20 protein-coding genes are annotated in these 22,885 nt (G+C 47.9%); 1 reads left to right on the top strand and 19 read right to left on the bottom strand.

Annotation, left to right across the window (positions count from 1 at the left end; all coding sequences use genetic code 11):
* Positions 1 to 164: 164 nt before the first annotated feature.
* From AOT13_RS12370 to AOT13_RS12355, 4 genes are all read right to left on the bottom strand, one after another.
* A complete protein-coding gene (locus AOT13_RS12370) occupies positions 165 to 1,130 on the bottom strand; it encodes a carbon-nitrogen hydrolase family protein (RefSeq protein WP_013400891.1) in 966 nt (321 codons plus the stop codon).
* Between the two features lie 220 nt (positions 1,131 to 1,350).
* Positions 1,351 to 3,987: a DUF2309 domain-containing protein gene (locus tag AOT13_RS12365; RefSeq protein WP_013400892.1), complete on the bottom strand. Its 2,637-nt coding sequence runs from the start codon at positions 3,985 to 3,987 to the stop codon at positions 1,351 to 1,353.
* A complete protein-coding gene (locus AOT13_RS12360; RefSeq protein ID WP_042384896.1) occupies positions 3,984 to 5,489 on the bottom strand; it encodes an NADH dehydrogenase subunit 5 in 1,506 nt (501 codons plus the stop codon). Before AOT13_RS12360 ends, AOT13_RS12365 begins: the two co-directional genes overlap by 4 nt.
* Before the next feature lie 308 nt (positions 5,490 to 5,797).
* Positions 5,798 to 6,043, bottom strand: a complete 246-nt coding sequence (locus tag AOT13_RS12355) for a hypothetical protein (protein ID WP_013400894.1) — start codon at positions 6,041 to 6,043, stop codon at positions 5,798 to 5,800.
* Between the two features lie 108 nt (positions 6,044 to 6,151).
* On the opposite strand from AOT13_RS12355, the gene AOT13_RS12350 reads away from it, so the two are divergent.
* A complete protein-coding gene (locus tag AOT13_RS12350; protein WP_003250645.1) occupies positions 6,152 to 6,703 on the top strand; it encodes a glutathione peroxidase in 552 nt (183 codons plus the stop codon).
* 307 nt (positions 6,704 to 7,010) lie between these two features.
* On the opposite strand, the gene ubiB is transcribed toward AOT13_RS12350, so the two are convergent.
* From ubiB to AOT13_RS12265, 15 genes are all read right to left on the bottom strand, one after another.
* Positions 7,011 to 8,687 (bottom strand): 2-polyprenylphenol 6-hydroxylase, encoded by a 1,677-nt coding sequence (ubiB, locus tag AOT13_RS12345; protein WP_042384893.1) that lies wholly within the window; start codon positions 8,685 to 8,687, stop codon positions 7,011 to 7,013.
* Positions 8,688 to 8,739: 52 nt separating this feature from the next.
* Positions 8,740 to 9,033, bottom strand: coding sequence for a phasin family protein (locus AOT13_RS12340; protein WP_003250650.1), 294 nt, complete (start codon positions 9,031 to 9,033; stop codon positions 8,740 to 8,742).
* 391 nt (positions 9,034 to 9,424) lie between these two features.
* The gene (gene hypF, locus AOT13_RS12335) at positions 9,425 to 11,752 is read right to left on the bottom strand and encodes a carbamoyltransferase HypF (RefSeq protein ID WP_237169050.1); all 2,328 of its coding nucleotides are present in this window, start codon (positions 11,750 to 11,752) and stop codon (positions 9,425 to 9,427) included.
* Between the two features lie 238 nt (positions 11,753 to 11,990).
* Complete coding sequence (locus AOT13_RS12330; protein ID WP_013876970.1) at positions 11,991 to 12,236, bottom strand: Uxx-star family glutaredoxin-like (seleno)protein; 246 nt, start codon at positions 12,234 to 12,236, stop codon at positions 11,991 to 11,993.
* A 42-nt stretch (positions 12,237 to 12,278) separates the two neighbouring features.
* Positions 12,279 to 13,313: a hydrogenase expression/formation protein HypE gene (gene hypE, locus AOT13_RS12325; RefSeq protein ID WP_042384889.1), complete on the bottom strand. Its 1,035-nt coding sequence runs from the start codon at positions 13,311 to 13,313 to the stop codon at positions 12,279 to 12,281.
* Between the two features lie 346 nt (positions 13,314 to 13,659).
* The gene (hypD, locus tag AOT13_RS12315) at positions 13,660 to 14,772 is read right to left on the bottom strand and encodes a hydrogenase formation protein HypD (protein ID WP_013400899.1); all 1,113 of its coding nucleotides are present in this window, start codon (positions 14,770 to 14,772) and stop codon (positions 13,660 to 13,662) included.
* A 130-nt stretch (positions 14,773 to 14,902) separates the two neighbouring features.
* A complete protein-coding gene (locus tag AOT13_RS12310) occupies positions 14,903 to 15,184 on the bottom strand; it encodes a HypC/HybG/HupF family hydrogenase formation chaperone (protein WP_003250657.1) in 282 nt (93 codons plus the stop codon).
* Positions 15,185 to 15,304: 120 nt separating this feature from the next.
* Positions 15,305 to 16,405: an NHL repeat-containing protein gene (locus AOT13_RS12305; RefSeq protein WP_003250659.1), complete on the bottom strand. Its 1,101-nt coding sequence runs from the start codon at positions 16,403 to 16,405 to the stop codon at positions 15,305 to 15,307.
* Positions 16,387 to 17,238 carry a NifU family protein gene (locus tag AOT13_RS12300; protein WP_013400900.1) on the bottom strand — a complete coding sequence of 284 codons (852 nt, stop codon included), beginning with the start codon at positions 17,236 to 17,238 and terminating at the stop codon, positions 16,387 to 16,389. The genes AOT13_RS12305 and AOT13_RS12300 overlap by 19 nt, the downstream gene beginning before the upstream one ends.
* A 2-nt stretch (positions 17,239 to 17,240) precedes the next feature.
* Positions 17,241 to 17,618 carry a hypothetical protein gene (locus AOT13_RS12295; RefSeq protein ID WP_013400901.1) on the bottom strand — a complete coding sequence of 126 codons (378 nt, stop codon included), beginning with the start codon at positions 17,616 to 17,618 and terminating at the stop codon, positions 17,241 to 17,243.
* A gap of 18 nt (positions 17,619 to 17,636) precedes the next feature.
* Positions 17,637 to 18,857, bottom strand: a complete 1,221-nt coding sequence (locus AOT13_RS12290) for a tetratricopeptide repeat protein (RefSeq protein ID WP_013400902.1) — start codon at positions 18,855 to 18,857, stop codon at positions 17,637 to 17,639.
* Positions 18,858 to 19,081: 224 nt separating this feature from the next.
* Entirely contained in the window at positions 19,082 to 19,384 is a 303-nt protein-coding gene (locus tag AOT13_RS19930; RefSeq protein WP_013400904.1) for a hypothetical protein, read from the bottom strand.
* A complete protein-coding gene (locus AOT13_RS19925) occupies positions 19,374 to 19,841 on the bottom strand; it encodes a hydrogenase maturation protease (protein ID WP_013400905.1) in 468 nt (155 codons plus the stop codon). Before AOT13_RS19925 ends, AOT13_RS19930 begins: the two co-directional genes overlap by 11 nt.
* Positions 19,842 to 20,016: 175 nt before the next feature.
* Entirely contained in the window at positions 20,017 to 21,651 is a 1,635-nt protein-coding gene (locus AOT13_RS12270; RefSeq protein ID WP_013400906.1) for a nickel-dependent hydrogenase large subunit, read from the bottom strand.
* Between the two features lie 208 nt (positions 21,652 to 21,859).
* Positions 21,860 to 22,831 carry an NADH-quinone oxidoreductase subunit B family protein gene (locus AOT13_RS12265; RefSeq protein ID WP_013400907.1) on the bottom strand — a complete coding sequence of 324 codons (972 nt, stop codon included), beginning with the start codon at positions 22,829 to 22,831 and terminating at the stop codon, positions 21,860 to 21,862.
* Between the last annotated feature and the right edge of the window lie 54 nt (positions 22,832 to 22,885).

The raw sequence follows: 22,885 nt of genomic DNA, 5'->3' as shown, positions 1-22,885 counted from the left end.
ACCGCCAACCAGTTGTTTTTCTGGTTGGCGGTTTCTAATTTATCATTCTAGCGTTCAACACCAAAACACACTACCCTTTCAAAGAAGTTTTTTCTTTTGCGCGGCGGCATAATCACCCGCAGAAGCTTTTTCTGCTTGCATATCCATGTTTTCAGCATTATCGCTCATATCGTTGATTTTATCCATTTCACACTATCTTTCTTCTCCTCATTGACTAATAGTTGAAATACATCTGGCCTTGAATAGTGACCGACCACATCAAAATCAAATTGGCTGTAGGCGATCTCACGCAAATCCAAATCGGCGATAAGAATGTCTTCCTTGCCATAGACAGGTTCTTTAATATAGTTTCCTAATGGGCCGACGATCGCACTGCCTCCAGCGCACATCTCGTGAGGGGCTGACACCAATTCTTCATAGCAGGCTAAATCCGTAGGATACATATCCTTCGTGACATACTGGTTGCAAGATAAAACAAAACATCTTCCTTCCGCCGCAATATGACGAATCGTAGACTGCCAGAGTTCTCTAGCATCTGCCGTCGGGGCGATATAAATTTGAACTCCTTTGGCGTACATCGCCACCCTCGCCAACGGCATATAGTTTTCCCAGCAAATGAGCGCCCCGATTCTTCCATATGGCGTATCGAAAACAGGCAAAGTGCTGCCATCTCCTTCCCCCCAGATGATCCGTTCCGAAGCTGTAGGTTTTAGCTTTCGATGTTTTCCAAGCAAAGTGCCGTCTGGCCCGAAAAATAAAACACTGCAGTAAAGAGTGCCTCTGCTAAACTCGTTATCTCTTTCCACAACACCGATAACGAGATAGACTCCTGTATTGCGTGCTGCTTCTCCTAATATTTCGGTCGTTTCACTTGGCACGGTTACGGAATTTTCCCAGTAGCGAAACCAGTCTTTCCGGCCTTCTGGGGAACGGCTTCCGACCCTCGTTCCAAAAGTAAGCCCTCTTGGATAAGCAGGAATAAAAGCTTCTGGAAAGACGACGATATTCGCGCCTTTTTCGGCAGCTTGTTTCGTTAATGAAACCGCCTTTTCCGTACTTGCTTTGCGATCCATAATCACAGACGCAGCTTGCACGACAGCTACGCGCACATAAGATTGGTTGTCTGCCATTTTAAACGCTCCTTTTTTATTGTTCTTTTTGCTAATTATTCTTCATTTCGAAAAATAATCCTTTTTCATGTTGAAAATGTTATTTTTACTTTCCTAAAAAATTCTTTATGGTAATGATTTTCCTTCATCATGCGCCAATAAAAAAGGCGCTAACTTTAAAGCTAGCGCCTTCGATAAAACATGTCATCCATGTTATCAATGATGGCGCGCACGCCATCGATTATGACCATTTTTCCCATTGCCCGCTGTCCGGGTCAATGGAAGCTAAACGGAGCCATCCGTTTTGCACCTTTTGCCGGAAATGCGGATCGTCTTCGAGCAAACGTTTGATATATTGCCGCGGCGCCTCGATGATGACGAGCAAACGAAGCGGAGAATGGAACATTTCAAAATCAGACGACATGACCGACTGCCACGGAAGCCCGGTGAGCAAGTCGCTCGCATTTCCTTGCATGACTCCGATCCCCGCAGTGACCGTTTGCGTTGTTTTGCTGCCGCTTCCGTAGTAATGCGGAACGACGGTTGATGCATAATATTGCAAGTTAATCCATTGCGCAACAGTCACCGGACCAGCAATAATGTTTGCAAGCGACTCTGCGGACGGATCCTCGCGCCAGTCATAGCTATGCAAAAATACTTTTCCTTCAAAATTGCAGTGCTGTGTCAGCTGACGGCGGCCGATAATAAACGCGGCATTCCCCGCAAGCCCCCATTCCGGGCGGATTTCGCTCCAGTCTGCCGCGCGGCGGCGCGCCTCGGCAAGCGGATCTTGCTTTTTCCGCACCAATCCCGGCAGTTTCGCCAGCCGCTCATGATTTGCGTTGCGGCTTACTTCTTTTAGCTTGCCTTGCAACATCTCAAACGCTTTTTGTGCCGCTTCCGAAAGTGTCGGCACATAAAGCCAGCGAAGTTCATCAACCGTTGTTATATGCTCGGCAGCGATAAAAACAGTGTCCTCGGGAATAACCATGCCTTTTTCCGCAAGGCCTTTGCGAACTTCTTTCAAGTTGCAAAGGGCGGCGAACACCCGGGCGTTGAATCCTCCCGCTGCTCCGCCGCACGCACCGCAATCAAGCGACGAGGCATAAGGATTGTTCGCCGTTTCACTTTCATGGCCGCAGACAACGACAAGTGGCGCAAAGCGGCTGGTAAGCCCTATTCCTTTTAAAAGGCGATAAACATACTGTACTTTTTCCTCTGTGGAAAAACCTACAGGAAGATCCGCGGCTTCCAAAGGAGATTCCCGATCAAGCGAAAGTTCGGTTTCCGGCTTTTGCACCCAATTATCTGGAAACTGCCGAAATGCGCGGCCCGTTCCGCTAGGCGCTATGTTCCAGGCCAGTGTGTGCAAACCGAGCCACGGTCCGCTCACTTCTGGAAGCAACAAACTAGCAAACAAATGCTGTTTCATTTTTTTAAACATATAGCCAAGCGAAAGCCGCACGTTGCGGCGGCCGCGATATTCCTTGACAGTTGCCGCTGATGCATATTCACGGACTTCATGAAGCGGCTCTACGATGGCTGGGCAAGAAGCGTGCGCATAATCGCTATCCAGTTCGCGCGTCTTGATGGGAAGGCCGAAAAAACCAGCGCACCCGTATGTTTCAAACGGTCCTGCCTGCTCTAAATGGCGCCGGAAAGGTTCGGAACGAACATCGATACAAAAGATAAGCTGGGCGATTGCTTGTTTTTGCTCGCTGTTAAGAGAATGAGACGCTATTTTTTCCTTTAGCTGTGCCTCTTGCGTATCTTCCCATGCTTCGAGCCAAAGTTTGCTGCGAACGATTTTATCAAAGCGATAAGCCAGAAATAACCGCGCTTGTTGTGCATCCCGCGGCAACCGCAGCCATTCTTCCGGCGTCAACCCTCCCCAGTGCATCCAAGCCGCGAGAAGCGGAAGAAGAAACGCTTCATCGTCCTTTTTTTGTTTTGCAAACGGCAAATACGGCGCAATCAACGCCCATTCCAGCGAAAGGCGGATAGCTAAATAATCCACAAGCAGCAAATGCGCTTGGCCGGACATCTGCGAACGCCATTGTAACATTCCTGCCCATCCTGGCAAGGAAAGAAGATGCGCTTCCAAGTAGTCTTTCATCGCGCCATGCGGTATGCCGAGCATGATTAACGCTTGCCGCAATGCCTCTTCAGCATCTTGCGGCAAATCTTTCAATCGCTCACGTTGTTCTTTGTTTAAAGCAGGGTCGTTGGTCACCAGTTTCCGCCATGCGCAGTAAAACCCTTTTTCCCGATATGGCAGTGACCACGAAGCTTGCGATTCATCTAAAAATAATTTGCACCATTTAATCATATGATGGTCAAGCAGACGCGCCCATTTTCCTTCACCTTGCTCTTCAAAAAGAAGGCTTATCGGCCGGATGGGTAAACGTTCGCCATCGACATGCAATTGTATGTCTTTCATTTTTGCAGCCAAGCTTTTTAGCCTTGAAGACGTTAACAACTTATTGGGAATTTCTTCATGCTGCAACGCGGCGCGGCAAAAACGTTCCGCTTCCTCGCGCGGCAGCGCCAGCTGCTGCTCGTCAAGCCAGCGCTGCAGCCGCATTTCCAAAAACTTAGGATTCAACTCCCCTTTCCGCTGGGCCGCCCGTAACATGGACATACTTGGATAAATGTCAATATCTTTCAGTGACTTTAAACGGCGGGCCACTTGCTCAAACGGAAGATGTTCCAGCCCCATCCACGGATGGCGGGCGATAAACGTGGCAATCGGCCAAAGCGGAGCGATTGCCTTGCTGGCATTTTGGACAAGCTCGGCCACATTGATAGCTGCCGCGGCATCACCTGTCCGTTGCTCGCGCGCATTCGGGCGTTCGGGCGATATGATAGTCGTGCTCATCTATTCACAACCTCCTTCTGCAAGTAATCATCAAGATAACGCGGATGGCTTTCCATCGACTCTAATCGCGGTTCGCCCATATGGACGAGCTGCATATACAATCGCGCAAACAGTTCCGATGAACGATGGGCGGAAAGCCATATGCTCGCCAATCCGCCGGCCGCCAGCATCAAGACAGCGATCGCTTCGGCGGCAACAGATGTATTCGAACTTAGCGGCACCGCCTTATGCAAAAGCATCATAAGACCGCCGTGCACCGTCCCAGAAACAAAAACCGCCCCTACTAGTCCGAATAAGACAATGATCCGTCCATCCTTAAACACGGCAAGCCGCTCCCACGCAAACGCCAGCGTCCAGCCAAGAATAAGACTGCTTAGCCATTTTGCATTTTCTTCTGGCGACATCAGCAAAATAATGCCCCCTGCGACAAAGCCGACCACCACTCCGGTAAACCGCCATGTGCGGGACAAGCTTTGCGATAGCCGGATCGTTTGATTCGGGCGCGGCACTACCGAACCGGATTGCAAAAATAACGTCGCTTTAAACATCCCGTGCAACACTAAATGAATCACTGCCGCAACATAAGCCCCTAATGCACATTGAATGAACATCAGTCCCATTTGCGCCATCGTGGAAGCAACTAATTGCCGTTTATAATCCACTTGCACAAAACTTATTCCTGTACCGACCAGCACCGAAATCGAAGCGAAAACAGCCAGCAACATTTGTGATACATCACCATTGAGCAACGGAGCAAATCTCGTCAGCAAAAGACCGCCGGCATTGACCAATCCGGCATGCATGACCGCGGAGACCGGCGTCGGCGTCACCGCTGATTCCAGCAGCCAACGCTGAAATGGCCATTGTCCGGCCGGGACGATCGCCGCCAAAACAAGCAGCATACTCATCCCCGTTTTTTCCCACCATTCGAGATGGCGGATGCTCTCCGTCGACAAAGCAAACGACAGCCGCCAATGCCCCGTTGCGTTCCATAGCCACAAACCAGCGATGAACAAAGCAAGCCAGCTTAGCGAAAATGCGGATGCCATACGGGCTGCTGCCATTCGCGCCGGACGCCATTCTTTTTTTAACCGCGTCAGTTTTGTCAACCCTAATAACGGCAACTCCCAGAAGAGAATCAGCAAGCGAATATCATCGCTTAACCATGTCAACGCCGCGATGCCAACGGTAAAAGTAAGCAACGTAAAATACTTCCGGTACACGCGGTCGCCATACAAATAACGAAGACAAAACCGCTCGATCATCCAGCCGAGCGCCAAAATAAACAACGCCATAAACCAGCCGAGCATATCAGAACGCCATAATCCGACCGTGACGTGATGATTCGCGAAAACCAGCCCTGCTAACGCCACGGCGGCCGGCAACACCATCACACCTACGTGCACTCGCACATAGCATAGCGGCACACGCCGATCCAGCAACAATAAAGAACTGATGAAAACAATTCCAACTGCTGTGAATAACAAGATGAACCAAACCAACCTGAATCCCCCTCTCTTTGCCGCAACAAAAAACCGGCTATGCCGCCCTCTGTCCATCGCGTTTCCCTTTTTCAGCAAAAGGGCACACGAATGGCATCGAGTGCACATAGCCGGTTTATCTTCAACGAGCCGAGAAGGCTTTTTGAAGATCTGCCACATTGTGCGCTATTTCCGCTCTTCGGTTTACTTTCAACCACTCCGCCGCAAACAACGGACTGTTTGAAAGTCTACCGAATTGCGAAACATGCAAATTTATTTGTATGTTACTTAATGTAATATGGAAACGTATGGTTTGTCAATCCCTTTTCTTAACAAACGCTTTTTTCCGTCCAAAATCGTTCCGCCATATGCGTATGCCAAACATCTTCGCCTTCCGCTTTTTCATAGCGGGCGTCAAGCCAAGCCAGCCACCATTCGATTCCCCCAATCAACAAGGCACCAGCGAAAAAACAAGAAACAATGAGCAGCTGCTTCCACTCGAATTCTCCTAAAATGAAAAAACGTAAAGCGATTCCAATCGATGCAACGGCGAAAAACAGCAACAATCGTTCCAAAATACCCCTCTCCTCCTGAAATGGTAGCAGACGAAAGGCAAATAATTTTACAATGTATTTGTTTTATTATTTAATAATTAATATAAAAAACGTTAAAGGAGTGAGTTTATGTCCATTTACAATTATGAAGTGACAAAACCAAACGGAGAAACGGTTTCTTTGTCTGAATATAAAGGAAAAGTGTTGCTCATTGTTAATACAGCGAGCCGCTGCGGATTTACACCGCAATTTCAAGATTTACAAAAATTGTATGAAAAATACCGTGAATATGGATTTGAAATTCTTGGTTTTCCGTGCAATCAGTTTGGTGGGCAGGAGCCGGGAAGCAGCCAAGATGCCGTTGCTTTCTGTCAACGAAATTACGGGGTAACTTTTCCTATCTTTGCCAAAATTGAAGTAAACGGCGATAACGCTCACCCATTATTTCAATATTTGAAAAAAGAAGCCCCATTCAAAGGATTTGACGAAACAAACGCGAACGGAAGAATTTTGAAACTGATGATTATGGAAAAAAACCCGGAATGGTTGGTTGGGGACGAAATCAAATGGAACTTCACCAAATTTCTCATTAACCGCGACGGCAAAGTGATTCGCCGATACGAACCAATTGAAGAGCCGATCGATTTTGAACAAGACATCGCAGCGCTTGTCAACGCCTAATTCCATTCGCCGAAACAGCCCACTTTTGTGGGCGCAACCGGCAAATGATCGCCGTGTCGTCGTGTTGGCACACGGCTTCTTAACGGGAATAGAAATACCGCCATCTTGACGGCTATGGCGATCTATCCAGTAAGCTTGGATCAATGGAAAACGAAATCGCTTTTTGTCGCCCTCTTTTCACACCATTCCGGGACTTCTCGTCCCGGCCAGCGAGGCAAGAGATTTCCAAATGTGTTTGGCTGAAAACTCCGGCTCCCTTATGGATGGTAACGGTTGCTTAGCGGCTTGTTGCCAAAGGTTTTAGCCACTAAAATCTCCCCGACTTAAAAATCGAATACAGCAGCCACACAAACATCAGTGCCGCTACGCCGAAACCAATCTCAATCGCTGGGATTTTCCACAACAATGTTGATTGCCTTCCCATGGAAGACCCGATAATAATCCCTACCATAATAATGCTGAAAGACAGTAAAACGATGCTAAATGATAATCGATTGCTGATTTGATCTAATTTTTTCAAAAAATGATCCAGCTCAGGAATGTCGATTTCAAAATGAAGCTTTCCTTGTTTGATTAAAGAAGCGAATTCTTTCATGTTCTTGGGAAAGTCAATCAACATTTCCCTATAATCGGAAACGTGCTTCCATACCATTTCCGCTATGTTTTTCGGGCGCAATCGCTCCTTTAATAGCCGCCGCCCGAACGGTTCGGCAATATCGAGGATGCGGAAATCAGGATCGAGTTTTTCCACCATTCCTTCCACCGTCAGCAACGTTTTTCCTAATAACGTTAAATCTCTAGGAATGCGGATGGAGTGGCGAAACGCTACACGGAACAGGTCATTGACAGCCTCGCCAAGACTGATTTTGCTTAATGAGACACGGTAATATTTTTCTCTTAACTGCTCCACATCATCACGCAGCTGCATGATATTCACATCATCCGGCACCAACCCCATTTGGCAGATCGATTTTATGACCCCATCTGTACTTTGGTTCATTAAAGCAATAACCAATGAAGAAAAATGATATTTTATCTCAGGATTCAGCCGCCCCACCATTCCGAAATCAATAAACGCAATCACTTCTCCAGGCAACACGAGCACATTCCCGGGGTGGGGATCCCCATGGAAAAATCCTTCGACAAAAATTTGCTGAAAGACCGCCTTTGCCAGGCGATCCGCCAGCTTTTTCAGATTATAACCGTTCTGCTTCAGCCGCTCTAGTTCATTGAATTTGATGCCTTCCACATATTCCATCGTTAATACCTTTTTGGTGGAATACTCCCAAAACACTTTAGGAATATGGATGCCCGGGTCATTTTTGAACTGATTGGAGATTTTCTCGGCATTGCGTGCTTCGATCGTATAATCAAGTTCTGCTCGCAGGGAGCGAGAAAATTCATCAACCATATCGCAAATTTGATACTGTGCGGCCCACTCCAGCCGGCGTTCAGCAAGAGTAGCCAAATCTTGAAGAATTTCCAAATCCGTCTCAATGATGTTGGCAATGTTCGGACGTTGAATTTTGACAGCCACTTTTTCCCCCGAATGCAAGATGGCCTGGTGAACTTGCCCAATCGAAGCAGCGGCAAGCGGAACATCCGCAAACTGGCGGAAAATTTGCGTTAAGTCCGCGCCTAACTCCTGCTGAACGATGTTACGAACTTCTTCAAACGAAAAAGGCGGAACTTGATCTTGTAATTTTTCCAATTCGCGGATAATCTCTTCCGGAAGCAAATCGGGGCGCGTACTTGCGATCTGCCCCAATTTCACGAAGGTCGGGCCTAATTCTTGCAGAACAAGCCTAATTCGTTCCCCAATGGTTTTTCCATCCTTTTCTTTCGTGTTAAAAAATATCTTTTGCGGGAGGGAGAGGAACTGAGCGAATCCAATTTCTTCGACCACGATTCCAAATCCATGACGAATCAATGCGATGGCAATATCACGGTAACGGCTCATATGGCGCATCCTTTTCCCAACCATCCATCCACCCTCCTTTACCAGCAAAAACTTTGGCTAGACTCCCTTCCTTCGTTTAATTGCCGTCGCTTTTTTCTAAATTCTCAATTCGTTGTTCTAATTTTCGAATGTCCTCTTTTGTTGCCAAATCCAATTTATCCGTCATTTGCTTAAGCTGTTCGCGCACCATGCTCTGCAACTCTGCTTTTCGTTCTTCCTTTTGCTGAATCCACTGATCCATAATATCCTTCGCCTCTTCCAAAGATAATTCCCCTTTTTTCACCAACTCATCGACAAATTTTTCCACTTGTTCTTTACCTGTCACAGCCAAGCCGAGGCCAAACATCAACCATTTTTTGATAAAAGCCATTTTTCGATATCCTCCTTATCAACATTTTCATTGTTAATCCTATCATCTCATAAATCTGGCGCTTCTTGCAACAAACTGAATGGCATTCGTTTTCCGAGCGCTAATATAAACTTGTCATATGGGAACAATTTTGCTGTTTACGCAATGCTGATTAGTTCCAGCAAACACGGTCATTTGCACATCATTGGCACGGGAATTGGATAATACTTCTACCAGCATCTTCACTCTCCATGCAGTGTGCAAAATAAAGATATATGTACGCATAAAAAGTACTCGAACCTATACTTTTCGGAATCTTATGCTGTGACTACTGTTACACAGTTCGAGTACTTTTGTTTTTTATATTTTATGGCATCATGATATTTAGAAGAAATGGAAATTTTTTAAAGATTTAGCGCATAGAATTGCTCACCGCCGCGAGCGCCGCCTGACCGAGACTAATGCCGCCGTCGTTAGGCGGCACTCCTTTGCCGATCCATACGTGCATATCGTTTTCCAAAAATAACGCTTGCAAATCAGCTAACAAAAGCGAATTTTGAAATGCGCCGCCGGATAGCACAACCGTGTCAATCCCATAGGCCGCTCCTAAAAAACGAACACTGCGGAATATGCCTTCAGCGACGCTTCGATGAAACGAACGAGCAATCATCGCCACATCTCTTCCGTTCAAACGATCCGCGGCCATTTCTTTTAAGAGCGGGAGATAATCAAGTTCTTTTCCGTCCCATGGAAAAGAATATACCTTCTCTAACGGAGCTGTACGTGCTAAATGCTCCAGCCAAATAGCTGCTTGACCTTCAAATGAAATGGTCTCGGTGAATCCTAAAAGAGCAGCTGCCGCATCAAACAAACGCCCGACAGATGTCGTAGGAAAGGTGCGCAATCGCTTTTCTACCATCTTTACCGCCGTGAAAAAACGTTCAGGGAACGATAATCGCTTTCCTACATCCATTGCCAATTCCGGTTCATCCGCGAAGAAACCAGCCAGCGCTTGAAGCGGCATGCGCGCTGCCGCGTCGCCGCCGGGAAGCATAGCGTAACGAAGATGCCCGCGACGTTCCAGCCCTTCCACAGCGCTTCCGACAAACAGCTCGCCGCCCCAGATCGCTCCATCGTCGCCAAACCCTGTCCCGTCCAACGCTACTCCGATCACCCGTTTGTCCAATGCATTTCGCTCCGCCAGCACGGACGCCACATGAGCGCGGTGGTGCTGGATGCCAATATGCCGATAAGCTTCCAAACCATAGGCAAAAGCAGAAGAACGGTAATCAGGATGAAGATCGTACGCCACTATCGTTTCTTGCAACGGAACATCATACATTGATAAAAGATCGTAGACAGTCTGTTCAAATGACATGTACACTTCGTATTTTACCAAATCTCCTAAATGCTGGCTAACGACCGCCTGTCCATTGACTACTAATGTGACAGCATTTTTTAAGTCAGATCCGACCGCGAGAATGGGCCGAGCGCTTGGCAATTGGGCAACAGGAAGCGGCGCATAGCCCCTCGCCCGCCGAAGCACGGCAGGGCCAAACGGGGTGACGCGAACAACGGAATCATCGACGCGGCGGGCAATAGGACGCTCCCCAACAAGCCACACATCCGCAATGCCTTCAAGCGCTTTGGCCGCTTTGTCATCTTCATAGATGATTGGTTCACTGGAACGGTTGGCACTCGTCATCACAAGTACATGCGGCGCACCAAAGTGAAATAGCAAATGATGGAGAGGAGTGTACGGAAGCATTATCCCTAAATCGGAATTATCAGGAGCAACTCCCGGCAACGATCGACGCGCCCGCGCCAACACGATGGGACGGGCGGAAGAAGTAAGAAGCTTCTCTTCTTCTGCTGATATATCGATGAGTTTTTTGGCCGTTTCGATATCTTTCACCATCAGCGCAAACGGTTTTGCGCTGCGTCGCTTCCTCTTTCGAAGCTCCCGTACTGCTTCTTCGTTTTCAGCATCACATGCCAAATGATAGCCGCCAAGCCCTTTAATTGCTACGATGCGCCCAGTACGAAGGAGCTCTGCTGTTTTTTCAATCGCTTTTTCATCCCCATGCATTTCCCCGCCCTGCCACCGCACATAATAATGAGGGCCGCACCCGGGACAAGCCGTCGGCTGCGCATGAAACCGGCGGTCTGCCGGGTTATGATATTCCGCCGAACAATCCGGACACATAAGCCATGCGCGCATTGTCGTATAAGGACGGTCATATGGCAGGCGTTCAATGACAGTATAGCGGGGTCCACAATCTGTGCAATTGATGTATGGATAAAGATAGCGGCGGTTAACCGGATCGAACAATTCAGACAAACATGCTGAGCAAACGGCAAGATCAGCAGGAATATGCACTGTCGGCCGATCGTGGCGCATGCTTTCCAAAATGTTAAAATCAGCCGCTTCTTGTATAGCTGCATCTTTGATTTCTAAATTGGTTATTTTGGCTGAAGCAGGAGGGCACTCCATAATTTCCCGGACAAATTGTTGAACGGCGCCTGCATCCCCTTCCACATGGATATCCACGCCGCTTTCTCCATTGCGCACCCATCCGCTGAGTCCCCACCGTTTTGCTGCACGAAAGACAAAAGGACGGAAGCCAACCCCTTGCACAACACCATAAATGTGAATACGCTGCGCGATTTTCATTAAACCACCTGCTTTCACTATCGTTTGGAAGCGGGAGATGTTTGGCAATTCCTTTCTAGTTAACAAGTTAACGAATCTTTGCGAACCGTCCTTTTAAGAACGGCTTGTGCGTTGAAATTGATACGCTGACGTATCGCTTCGTTCTCACAATCGGCTCACATGAGACACACGATGATGCAAGATCTTATGAAGCAATCCTGCACATGGCAATTTGTTTGTCTATTTGAGCAAAAGAAAAGGCGATTTAGCTCCTGTTTTCGTTCACCAGGCCGCGCCTTGCCCAATGAGAAATGGGCCTTCTCGCCTATTTAAATTCCTTTGTGGACGGCAATGCAACCATGCAACCACGACCGGAAACTCCTACTTGAATGACCCGCCCATCTTCTACTAAGACAGGAACGGTGCCCCCTCCCGTCAAAACGATCAGCTGCTTTAATGCCTCTTTGTCTTCATCGACATCATACTCGACAAATTCTTTTCCGTCCCATAGTAAACTTTCCCGCAATTCTCTCGTGTAAGGACATCCTTTCGCGCCATACAGCTCAAGCATCCTTGTTCTCATCCTCCTTAAGAGAGATTATCTCATGATTGATTAACAGATGCGTGGCAACGGGTCGCCGATAAGCATGTCAATTATTCGCGTGCCTCCATACCGGGAACGCGCTAAAACGACTTTCTTTGGTTCTGCTTGTATTTCACCAATGCGCTGCGCATCCTCTCCGCCCGGCATGCTTCTCAGCGTTTTTAACGCGATATCGGCGTATTCTGGCGAAACGACGGCGAGAAATTGCCCTTCATTGGCAATATGAAGAGGATCCAATCCTAAAATTTCACAAGCACCGCGTACTGCCGGGCGTACGGGAATCGCCTCTTCATCAAGCATCACAGCGACCTGAGCGTCCCTCGCCAATTCGTTTAATGCCGTCGCTACGCCTCCTCGGGTTGGATCGCGCAGCCATCGCAATCCCGGAGCCGTCGCCTCAATAAGCGCTGATACAAACGGCCAGAGCGGACGGGTATCGGAAGCAAGATCGGCTTCCAAATCCAATTCCCCTCTAGCCAAGAGAACGGTAATCCCATGGTCTCCAATCGGGCCAGACAGAATGACTTGATCCCCCGGTTGAACGTTTTTGGAAGAAAGGGAAACGCGCGGATCGGCGAGGCCGATACCGGCCGTCGTGATGAACAGGCCGTCCGCTTTTCCGTGCTCCACAACTTTCGTATCGCCCCCGACCACAGGCACTCCGGCGCGCTGGGCCGCTTTAGCAATAGCCGCTACTTCCCACTCCAGCTCCGATGCCGCCAATCCTGCTTCTAAAATAAGGGTAGTCACCAAAGCCAGCGGTTTGGCTCCTCCCATCGCCAAATCGTTGATCGTTCCATTGACGGCAAGTTCACCGATAGACCCTCCTGGAAAGACACGCGGGTTGACAACAAAGCTATCTGCTGTAAACGCCAATCGGCACCCATCTGCGTCAATATACGCCACGTCGTTTAATTCTGCCGGCTTGTCCCCCATCATGTAAGGAACTAATAGCCCTTCAATCAATCTTCGGCTTGCTTTCCCGCCGGCGCCATGAGCCAATTCAATGTAAGAATCAGCAAAACGCACTTTGGCAGTCTTCATGTTCGTTCCTTCCTTTCGTTTTGATGCAACGATTATTTAAGCCGCTCAGGCAAAATTGTCCAGAGCATATAACCGCCGAAAAATAAGCTGATAAGCCCTGCCCCTGTGCCAACAAAACTCTCAAAAAATGAAGGAATTTCCAAACACAAGATTAATAGTGGAAGCCTGACAAGAGCAATCGGAATTAAGCGGCTTCCCCTAAATAAAACCAAGCAGACAGCAGGTGAAAGTCTCCGCTCTTCGGCGACAAGAGTCGAAACAGTTACGACATGATTGGATAAACCCAAGAAAAAGTGCAACTCCAAGCAGGGCAAGCCAATCCATCACAATACTTCCTGCCCTTTTATTATGCATCTTGCAAATGAACGTAATGGTAATAGGCGGCGCATGCTCCTTCCGAGGATACCATGAGAGCCCCGACAGGATGTTCCGGAGTGCATTCTTTGCCAAACAGTTTGCATTGATGTGGTTTTAACACACCTTTTAATACTTCGCCACACTGCGCCATTTGCGGATCGTTCACGCGCGCTCCCTCGACTTGGAAACGAACCTCCGCATCCCATTTGGCGAATTCAGGGCGCAATTTTAGCGCAGACTGTGGAATAGTCCCGAGTCCCCTCCATTCAAAAAGCGACCGAACTTCAAAAACTTCTTTCATGACGTCAAGCGCAGAAATATTGCCTTCGGATGGAACGACACGGCTATATTGATTTTCCACTTCAAACCGCCCTTCACGCATTTGCTTCACAAGCATGAAGATCGATTGCAATAAATCCAGCGGTTCAAAACCGGAGATAACTATCGGTTTTCGGTATTTTTTCGCGATAAATTCATAAGGATGGGCTCCGATTACTGATGAAACATGACCAGGCCCAATAAACCCGTCAATGCGCATATCCGGAGAATCCAAAATCGCCTGAATCGCCGGTATAATGAGAACATGATTGGAAAATACCGAAAAATTGGGCACATCCAGTTCCCGAGCGCGCATCAGCGTCAATGCCGTTGACGGAGCAGTCGTTTCAAAACCAATCGCAAACAACACCACTTGCCGGTCTGGATGATCCATCGCTATTTTTAAAGCATCTAAAGGGGAATAGACCATACGGATATCGGCCCCTCTTGCTTTTAGTTCGAGAGGCGTTCCATGTTTTCCGGGAACGCGCATCACATCACCGAAAGCGGTAAAAATCACGTTCGGCTGCTGGGCAATCGACAGCCCATCATCCATGCGTCCCATTGGGAGAACACAGACAGGACACCCCGGTCCATGAACAAGTTCAATATTTTCCGGCAACAGATGTTGTAATCCAAAGCGAAAAATAGAAAAAGTATGTCCTCCGCAAACTTCCATAAAGCGATAATGATAATTTGGATCAACGAGACGGTGGATTTCTTCCGATATCTTGTGGATTAACTCCGGGTCGCGAAACTCATCCACATATTTCATCATCGTCATCCAATGACACCTCCCCTATTTGGATCAACAACGCCCTCCTGCATGCATCTCGCCTTGCACGGAACAAATCATCATCGACAAACAATCTTGTTTTGGTTTTATCAAGCCTCAACGTTGTGCATTCACACGTTCAAATTTTTTCTTTATCAAATTGGTAACCTTTCACTTCCTCTATCGCTTCGTCCGATTCATCCAACATGCTAAGCAATTTCAGTTGTTCGTTCGCTTGTTCTTCGCTGATTTTGCTCATCGCAAATCCAACGTGGATGAGCACCCAATCGCCAAGAAGGAGGCGCTCATTTTTCAATAAATCAATGTTAATTTTGCGACGCACACCGCAAACATCCACCACGGCATAATGACGATCATCGTCGAGCATCTCAACAATTTGCCCTGGAATAGCTAAACACATGGCTGCGTCCCCCTTCATTTTGTGATAAATTCAAAATTTCAGATGTTTCATTTTGCATAAAGCAAGAGTTCACTCGAAACGACGAAAATCTTTTATAGATGATAATTCCTTGTTTTATGTTTACACGAATTCAAGACGCCAAATGATGACACGGTTATTTCCCGAATCAGCGATGGCCAGCCGGTGTTGATGACACCAAATCCCATACGGCCAGCATAGTGAATCCCTTGTTACGGCCTGCCAGCGATTTTCTCCCATTCCTTCGAAATCTGCCTGACCAATGACGTGTGAAGCAGGATGATATGCGCCTTTTCGCGGCAGCTCAGTAAAAAGAAGGATGCGGTTGTTGGCCGTATCTGCCACTGCAAGCAAATTGTCACAGCGTGCGATCCCGTAAGGAAACCGGAAGCGCCGGGGTCCTTGCGACACATGGGGAAGTTCAAATGACTGAGTAAAATCTTGTTGGCCAAGAACTAAATCCGCTGGCCGGTCTGTCTCTGGAGGCGGCGTATAACCAAGGACGCGGTGATTGCCCGCATCCGCAACATATAACGTATTTCCATCGCCGGCAATAGCGTGAGGCCAGCGATATGTATCCATGCCTACGCCTTTCCCCCGATTTTCACTGTTCACGTAGCCATTAGGTTGTCCAAGAATCAAATCAGGAACACGGCCATCTTCCGGTAAACCTTTCCACCCTAAAACTCTGCGATTTCCTGTATCTGCCACGTAAAACCATCCGTTCGTATAGGCAAAACCATATGGCCAATAAAATCCAATCGGACTGACTTTCCCACCCCGGTTAGGGGATGTTTCTGACAAACCGGCTTGTCCTAAGACATAATCGGGGGGCTGGTTATTTATTTCCGGCAATGTTTCCCAAATAAGCAGGCGATGGTGCCACGCATCTGCGACAAACAACTTTCCTTCAATGACTGCAACGCCAGTTGGGAGATGAAACAATTTTGGTCCCTCTGTTTCAAAATCAGGCTGACCTAAAACGATGTCAGCCGGCGCATGATCGTTTTCCGGCCAGCCGTACCAAATAAGAACGCGATGGTTGCCGCTGTCAGCCACTATCACAACATGATCGTCTATATACACTCCCCGTGGTGCATAAAGATAAATCCGGTTTGGCTGGGCCGGAGGCAACGTAAGGCCGCCTGGGGCTGGTCCCCCCAGCCACCGTTCGGGATAAGCGGTCAACCTAATCGTATCCATATTTTCTGATCCTCCACTCGCACTGGAAATGGTTCTAGCTGCACATGAGGTGCCGTCATGCATTCTCCAGTGGATAAATCAAAACGAAATCCGTGCCATGGGCAAGTAATAACAGCTCCGTCCGTCATCCCTCCGTCAAGAGGCATGCCCATATGAGGACACTGATTGCGAAATGCCATTACTTTTCTGTCCATACGCACCAGCAAAATATCATGATCCTCATGCGAAAAGCGAACAGGACGCACTTCTTCCAGCTCCGAAACGGATGGCCCTTGCACCCATCCATTTTGTTCTAAATTTCCAGTATCATTCATGGCGTGAAATGGCAAGTAGCCGGATGCCACTTCCTCTTCGACCATGACAACATGTTCGATTTCTGGAACGCGGGCTTTAATCGCTTCCTCAACCCCGTTTTTTAGCGTCACAGCAGATAACGAACAGCCGGAACAGGCTCCTTGGAGGCGAACATAAGCCGTCTTTCCTTCCACTTCAACTAGTTCCACGCCGCCTCCATGTGAACGCATATAAGGACGCACTTCTTCAAGCGCGACAGCAACACGGGTAAACAAATCTTGTTTAATAATTCCGTGTAGCAAAAACATTGCATAAATAGAAGGGTCTTCCACTGCCTTTAGCAGCAATTCTTTTCCCTCCTCTGTTTCACGAAACGTACGGACGAGCTTTCTAAGAGCATGTTCATGAAACGCTTCGATGGCTTTTTTCAATTCCATCGCCTTCATCCGAGCGTCTTCTGGCAATCCCTTAATGGAATCCAACACCCGGTCCACCCGTTCGGCCAAAGCTTGAAAGTTCTCTTCTTGCTGAACTTTCATGGTTACTCACCTCCAAAAGCCAACAATTGCTCAAGCGCTTCTTCAGTTTTCCGATGCAATAAAGCGGCAAATGTTTGTTTGGCCATCTCCTGCAGCATTTCTCCAACCGTCACACGTCCAGCAATGTTAGAAAAATCATTGATATATTGATTGGCTAAAGCCTGTAAAATCAAGCAAGAACCCGCCGGATTGTCAAGAAGAGCGTCGCGAAAGAAAGCATCCACAAATTCGTTCAGCCATATTCCCTCTCCTTGAGGATTTGCACGAAGCCGTTCTAGTGCATTTTGCATCCCCTCATTGCGCTGGATGATGCGTTCACTAAAACGATCAACCGCCATAGCTAACAAAAGATTAAAGTATTGCTGTTCATGGGGATTCATGCTACCCTTCCTCTCTCATTACTGCTCCATTTTTTCATTGGATGCTGCTTGCTTCCGCATACAGGCGATTTCCGCTAATACATCTTCGACGGCATTCGCTGCCTCATGTTCTCCATATGTGCAAAACAATCGACTTGCCTCTTCCAATCGAGGTAATGCTCGAGAAAACGCGCCAAGATGTGCCAAAGCATTCCCTTGATTGGCTAAGACGCGGGCATATCCTAGCGGATCATCCTTAGGGCGGCGCACTTCAAGCACCTCTTCATAAAGAGCTACCGCTTCCCAGAGATTTTCTTCGGGATGGGATGTTTTCACATGCTGTAACGCATTGGCTAGATTGACCGTGGCGCTTGCCCAAAGTTCCGGGTGTGTATCTTTTTTGAAAATGCGCAACGCTTCCCTTAACGACTGAATTGCTGCCGCTGTGCGCAAATAGGCGCTGCGGTCTAAAGCCGGCATGGCCAAATACGCTAATGCAAGATTCATATGAACAGTAGCATACTCTTCTGGATAAGTATCTTTTCGATATACTTTCAGTGCTTCATGATAACATCTGGCTGCTTCTAGAAGAGAACTTTTCCGTCCTCCGGCGCCAGTTTGATACACTGAACCTAATTGAAACCACAGCTCCGCTCTTGCTTCCTGAAACGACGACGTTTCTAAAAGAGCGAGGGCTTTTTGGTATCCTTCCACCGTTTCCTTTCCATGATCACCAAGCATTTGTTTTGTTGCCGCCCATTCTGCATAAAGCCGAGCGGAAAAAACAGGAGACACGTCCTCTGCTACAGCGGCAGCTTCAAAAAGAAACGAAAGCCCCGTCGGCCAACCTTTTCGTTGAAACGCATCATATGCTTGAGTTGCCAGTAAAAACGCCCGTATTTCTCCTGCAGTATCACCAAGCGGCGGGGGAGTTTCACACAATTTAAGGCGCCATGCCACTGCATCCAAAAGAAGGGTGAAATCCCCTGAGATCACTTCTTTTGCCAACGTATACGTATGTGCTTGTGGATCCAAAATAAAACGGTTGTATGCAGCTTCCGGCCCTTCCGGCAATAACGCTAACACCTCATCTTCGCTTTTTCCTTCAATCGCCGCTGCAAAAAAACACCAGCTCTCCGGCCAACTATCCGGGACATGTCCGCGGAGAAGAAGGGGTATGAGTCGATCTGCTTCCGGAACAAGTGGTAAAAGAAAAAAACCTGCTGCTCCAGGAAAAACACCGATTGGCTGTGGCTGCATCACCTGTTATTCCCCCTTTTATAATGTGAAAACGAAAACTGAACCTCTAAACGGTGAAAAAACCGGAAAGTTCTTTCATACCTGCGTGCAAACACTCCCTTTTGTTCTGTTAAATCATCATGAACAAACACTTCACTGGTGTTTAGCGCCCTGCCGGCCCGGTGCAAAACGGTGTTCCGCTTCATCGCGATCCCTCCAGTCACGGGCTTTTGGGCTATACGCTTTTATTTCTCCGTCATCACATCAGAACAAAAAAGCGGTATGCGAAGCGCTCCATATTGCTCATCCCATACCGCATCGCGAATTCCCGGCGCCACTCCTTCAGGCAAAAACTCTTGGACAAATATGCTTCGATCTCCGCGAGAATTGCGCAGTTTTAACAGTAATCCGCCTGCTCCTAAATGACTTACTGGCATCACCCATAGTTCTCCGCCACGCACTAAAGCGATGGCGGTTCCCGTAGGGAACCGCACCGCTTCTTCGGCGGGAATATGCAGATAGCCCGTTGACGTCAGTTCAAGCTTCACTTTTTTTCCCTCCCAAACGTTGAAGCAACTCCTCCGTCAAACGATCCAAAGCGGCTTCCACCGTTGGAGACAATCCAAATCCGTACGATAAGTTTTCAGCTTCGATCAGGAAAACGGTCACTTTCTTCGGAAATCGGCTTTTTAGAAGCCACCGACCTAAGGCAATCGCATGATCCCAGCGGAAATTGTGAAGATTGACATCTTTTAGCGGAGGAGTTTCCACCTCTTCACCGGGAATTTCAAAAATCGTGCCTGGCTCAGCTCCTGACTTACAGGCATCTACAAGAATCAGTTCATCGGCATCCCCGATTTGAAAAGCGACATCCATGCCAGCAGTTCCGCCATCAGCCAAACGGACTCCCGGAGGGACCCCCTGTTCCCACAATTTGCGGATCAGCATAGGTCCCGCACCATCATCGCTCCGAAGCAAATTGCCACATCCAATAATAACGGTCATACACGAATTCCTCCTTCTGCAAACGTGCCAGTTCAAAAACCTATCATTCTCATTACCATTCTTTATTTATTTCGCTGTTTTACTTGGCTATTAGATAAAAGTTGCATGTCAGCACCCGCTGATATGCTGGCACGGCAGAAAAACGCTTCATCGCAAACACCATATATTCAAGCTATCAGCACATTTTCACCACTTCATATTTGGCTAACTCTTTATGCGACTTGGCGTCATAAGCATGGACGGTACAAACAAGACACGAATCATAGCTTTGGGCAATATGAGCCAATTCGACCGGATCTTCAGGATTTTTAATAGGTACGCCGATCATCGCTGTTTCGATAGGCCCGCGCTGGCCATGACGATCTCTTGGCCCAATGTTCCATGCGGTTGGCGTGATAACTTGATAATTTTCAATTTTTCCGTCTTTAATTTGAATCCAATCAGCCAAAGCGCCGCGCGCCGCTTCCGTCGCTCCGAATCCGCGTCCTTCAGGCAATTCTTTCGGCTTGATATAAAACTTTTCGTTCAAATCGATTTGCTTCAGCCATTCCCTCATGCGCAAATAATATTTCGCGGCTTCGTGAAGGCGAGCCAGCACGCGAACCATTGCACTTGGCCCGATTTCTTTAATCATATTCAAAAAGAGAGGATCATAATCTTGCCATTCCTCAGCACCAGGACGGCCAGCAATTACTTGGCGAGCCAACGGACCAACCTCCAGCGGAGTTTCTCCAATGCCTGGAATATCATAACGTGGCGCTTTGGCAAACGTATATTTTCCTTCTTTTCGTCCTTCAAACGGATCCACCGGATCGGTTACCCCCTCAAACGGATGATAAACACCGCTGCCGCGATAGAAAGAATGGGTGTGATCCTCCCGTATCCGTGCTTGGTCAAAATCATGGAATTTCTCTCCATCAAATATTCCGGAACGGGAAATCAGCGCAGCGTTGCGTCCTTCAATCGTCGGATAACGGTATTGCTGCGGATTAAAAAAGCTTCCAGCGGCTAAATAGCGTCCCGGCCCCGCTCCGTATTTGTCCAATCCGATTTCCATGCTGTAGCGAATGAATAAGCCAAGATCAGAATTGCGGTGCTCCGGCTTCTCATCCAGCCATGCAAGAACGTCGTTCCAACTTTTGTTTTCCAGCCAGCGCTCAGCGGAACAACCAAGAAGAATTTTCTCCAACCAAGTTTCCCGATAATATTCCAAAATCGCGATAGAGCGAGTAATATCGGACAATGTCGGCGCACTGACGACTCCTCCAGGCACCATGAAGCTAGAATGTGGCCATTGGCCGCCAAAGATTGCGTAAATTTCCACTGGTTTTGCTGAAACAGTGACGCCGATTTCATAATGTTCTCCCTCAAAAGGAGCCCACCGACGAACCACTTCATCATACAACTTAGAAGAGGCGTAATTTTGATGCGTTAAACCGATCGCAAACAAAGCATAAAACCAACGAGGAATGCTTTGAATCGTTTCCGCCGCTTGGGCAATATTGCGGATAAGCGTCGCATTCGGCGGTACTTCCGTGCCCCAGGCGGTATCAAGCGCATAAACCGCTTTCGTGAGATGGCTTCCGCCGCAAATGCCGCAAATCCGAGGAGTAACAATCAAACCGGCTTGCGGATCTTTTCCTTTTAAAATCATCTCAAATCCGCGGAACATCGTTGCTTCCGTCCAAGCGTCCACAACGACGCCATCTTCAATGGCTACTTTTACGTCCAAATCTCCTTCCACACGCCCTAGAGAATGTACTTTCACTTCCATTTTGTTTGTTTTTATAATCGCCCCTTGCTTTTTCATTCTCTTTAAGCACCTCGTTTCTTAAATGGTTTCCATATAAAAGGACATCTGCATCTTTACGCATGGAAATCGGCAATTTCTAACGCAAAACATCGTTCTTCCATACACCTTCTCGTTTCATTCAGCAGCATCGATAAACACTTCATCGGTGCTCCAGCTCTGCCGTCCCCACTTTATCCCAATAATGCAAATCGCGAGCTTCGTTTTATCATGGAACAAACATATCCTCTTTCGCCCATTTCGGCGCCACCGCCCGCGCCAATGCCGCATTAACAGAGTAGCTGAGCGGATCGCTTCCTTGCGGCACTTCTTTCGGAATGGATCCGAGAACTTTTTGCGTCTTAAACACCGTTCCCGGCGCTAAATCAAAGAACGGGAATTGAGGCTCCGTACAGCCAATGCAAGGCATTCCTGCCCGAGTTTTGGACGATTGGCGATTCCAAAGAATGCGGTTGCATGGCGAATGAGTCATTGGACCGCGACATCCTTGTTCATAGAAGAGACAGCCTTTGCGCGTGCCTTGTCCAAATTCTTCGACCGGTTCTTTCCACTCGAAATACTGCACACGCGTACAGCCCGTTTGGGTGAACGTTTTAAAGAACGTTTGCGGACGTTGAAGATCGTCTAAAACAACGTCTTCCAGACGGCCAGTGGCAATCGCCACCAGAATTTGTGTCACCCAGTCAGGATGAGCCGGACAACCAGGAATATTAATGACTGGCAATCCTGCTTTCGAACGGAACTGTGCTCCGAGAAATCCCCCGCGTTCTTCTTTCATGTATTGAAGCCCGATCGACTCAGACGGGTTCGGTTTTGTCGCCGGAATTCCTCCCCAGCATGCACAGTCACCGATGGCGACAACGTATTGCGCTTTATGGGAAAAATCCCAAATCCAGTCTTTTTTCGGGCGGTCCATAAGCATATCATAGTGCCCTGTTCCGTTAGGCCCTTGAATGATTGTCCCTTCTACCACCAAGATATCCAGCGGGATTTCGTCATTAAGAATTTGCTCATAAAGGCGGCGGACTTGCTCGCCAAACTCCATCGACAAAGAATGATGATACAAAATGTTAATGCCGAAATCGGTCACTAAATCAATGACTGTCGGTTCTTCCGCATTTAAAAACGATTGAGTGTTTCCATTGCACGCACCGCCGTGCATCCAAAGGAGATTTACCACTTTCTTCACCTCCAAAAATATGAGCCTTTTAAGACTATGCGCATAAAACTTGTT

Origin of the sequence: Parageobacillus thermoglucosidasius, assembly GCF_001295365.1 — a bacterium.
Classification (GTDB): Bacteria; Bacillota; Bacilli; order Bacillales; family Anoxybacillaceae; genus Parageobacillus; species Parageobacillus thermoglucosidasius.
The sequence above is the reverse complement of the archived record's forward strand: the minus strand, read 5'-3'. Positions and strand labels throughout refer to the sequence as shown.

Bases quoted from the DNA above. Each gene is read 5' to 3' on its own strand.
- AOT13_RS12370 (WP_013400891.1), bottom strand. From the start codon at position 1,130: ATGGCAGACAACCAATCTTATGTGCGCGTAGCTGTCGTGCAAGCTGCG.
- AOT13_RS12365 (WP_013400892.1), bottom strand. From the start codon at position 3,987: ATGAGCACGACTATCATATCGCCCGAACGCCCGAATGCGCGCGAGCAA.
- AOT13_RS12350 (WP_003250645.1), top strand. From the start codon at position 6,152: ATGTCCATTTACAATTATGAAGTGACAAAACCAAACGGAGAAACGGTT.
- ubiB (WP_042384893.1), bottom strand. From the start codon at position 8,687: ATGGTTGGGAAAAGGATGCGCCATATGAGCCGTTACCGTGATATTGCC.
- AOT13_RS12340 (WP_003250650.1), bottom strand. From the start codon at position 9,033: ATGGCTTTTATCAAAAAATGGTTGATGTTTGGCCTCGGCTTGGCTGTG.
- AOT13_RS12330 (WP_013876970.1), bottom strand. From the start codon at position 12,236: ATGCTTGAGCTGTATGGCGCGAAAGGATGTCCTTACACGAGAGAATTG.
- hypE (WP_042384889.1), bottom strand. From the start codon at position 13,313: ATGAAGACTGCCAAAGTGCGTTTTGCTGATTCTTACATTGAATTGGCT.
- hypD (WP_013400899.1), bottom strand. From the start codon at position 14,772: ATGACGATGATGAAATATGTGGATGAGTTTCGCGACCCGGAGTTAATC.
- AOT13_RS12310 (WP_003250657.1), bottom strand. From the start codon at position 15,184: ATGTGTTTAGCTATTCCAGGGCAAATTGTTGAGATGCTCGACGATGAT.
- AOT13_RS12305 (WP_003250659.1), bottom strand. From the start codon at position 16,405: ATGGATACGATTAGGTTGACCGCTTATCCCGAACGGTGGCTGGGGGGA.
- AOT13_RS12300 (WP_013400900.1), bottom strand. From the start codon at position 17,238: ATGAAAGTTCAGCAAGAAGAGAACTTTCAAGCTTTGGCCGAACGGGTG.
- AOT13_RS12295 (WP_013400901.1), bottom strand. From the start codon at position 17,618: ATGAATCCCCATGAACAGCAATACTTTAATCTTTTGTTAGCTATGGCG.
- AOT13_RS12290 (WP_013400902.1), bottom strand. From the start codon at position 18,857: ATGCAGCCACAGCCAATCGGTGTTTTTCCTGGAGCAGCAGGTTTTTTT.
- AOT13_RS19925 (WP_013400905.1), bottom strand. From the start codon at position 19,841: ATGACCGTTATTATTGGATGTGGCAATTTGCTTCGGAGCGATGATGGT.
- AOT13_RS12270 (WP_013400906.1), bottom strand. From the start codon at position 21,651: ATGAAAAAGCAAGGGGCGATTATAAAAACAAACAAAATGGAAGTGAAA.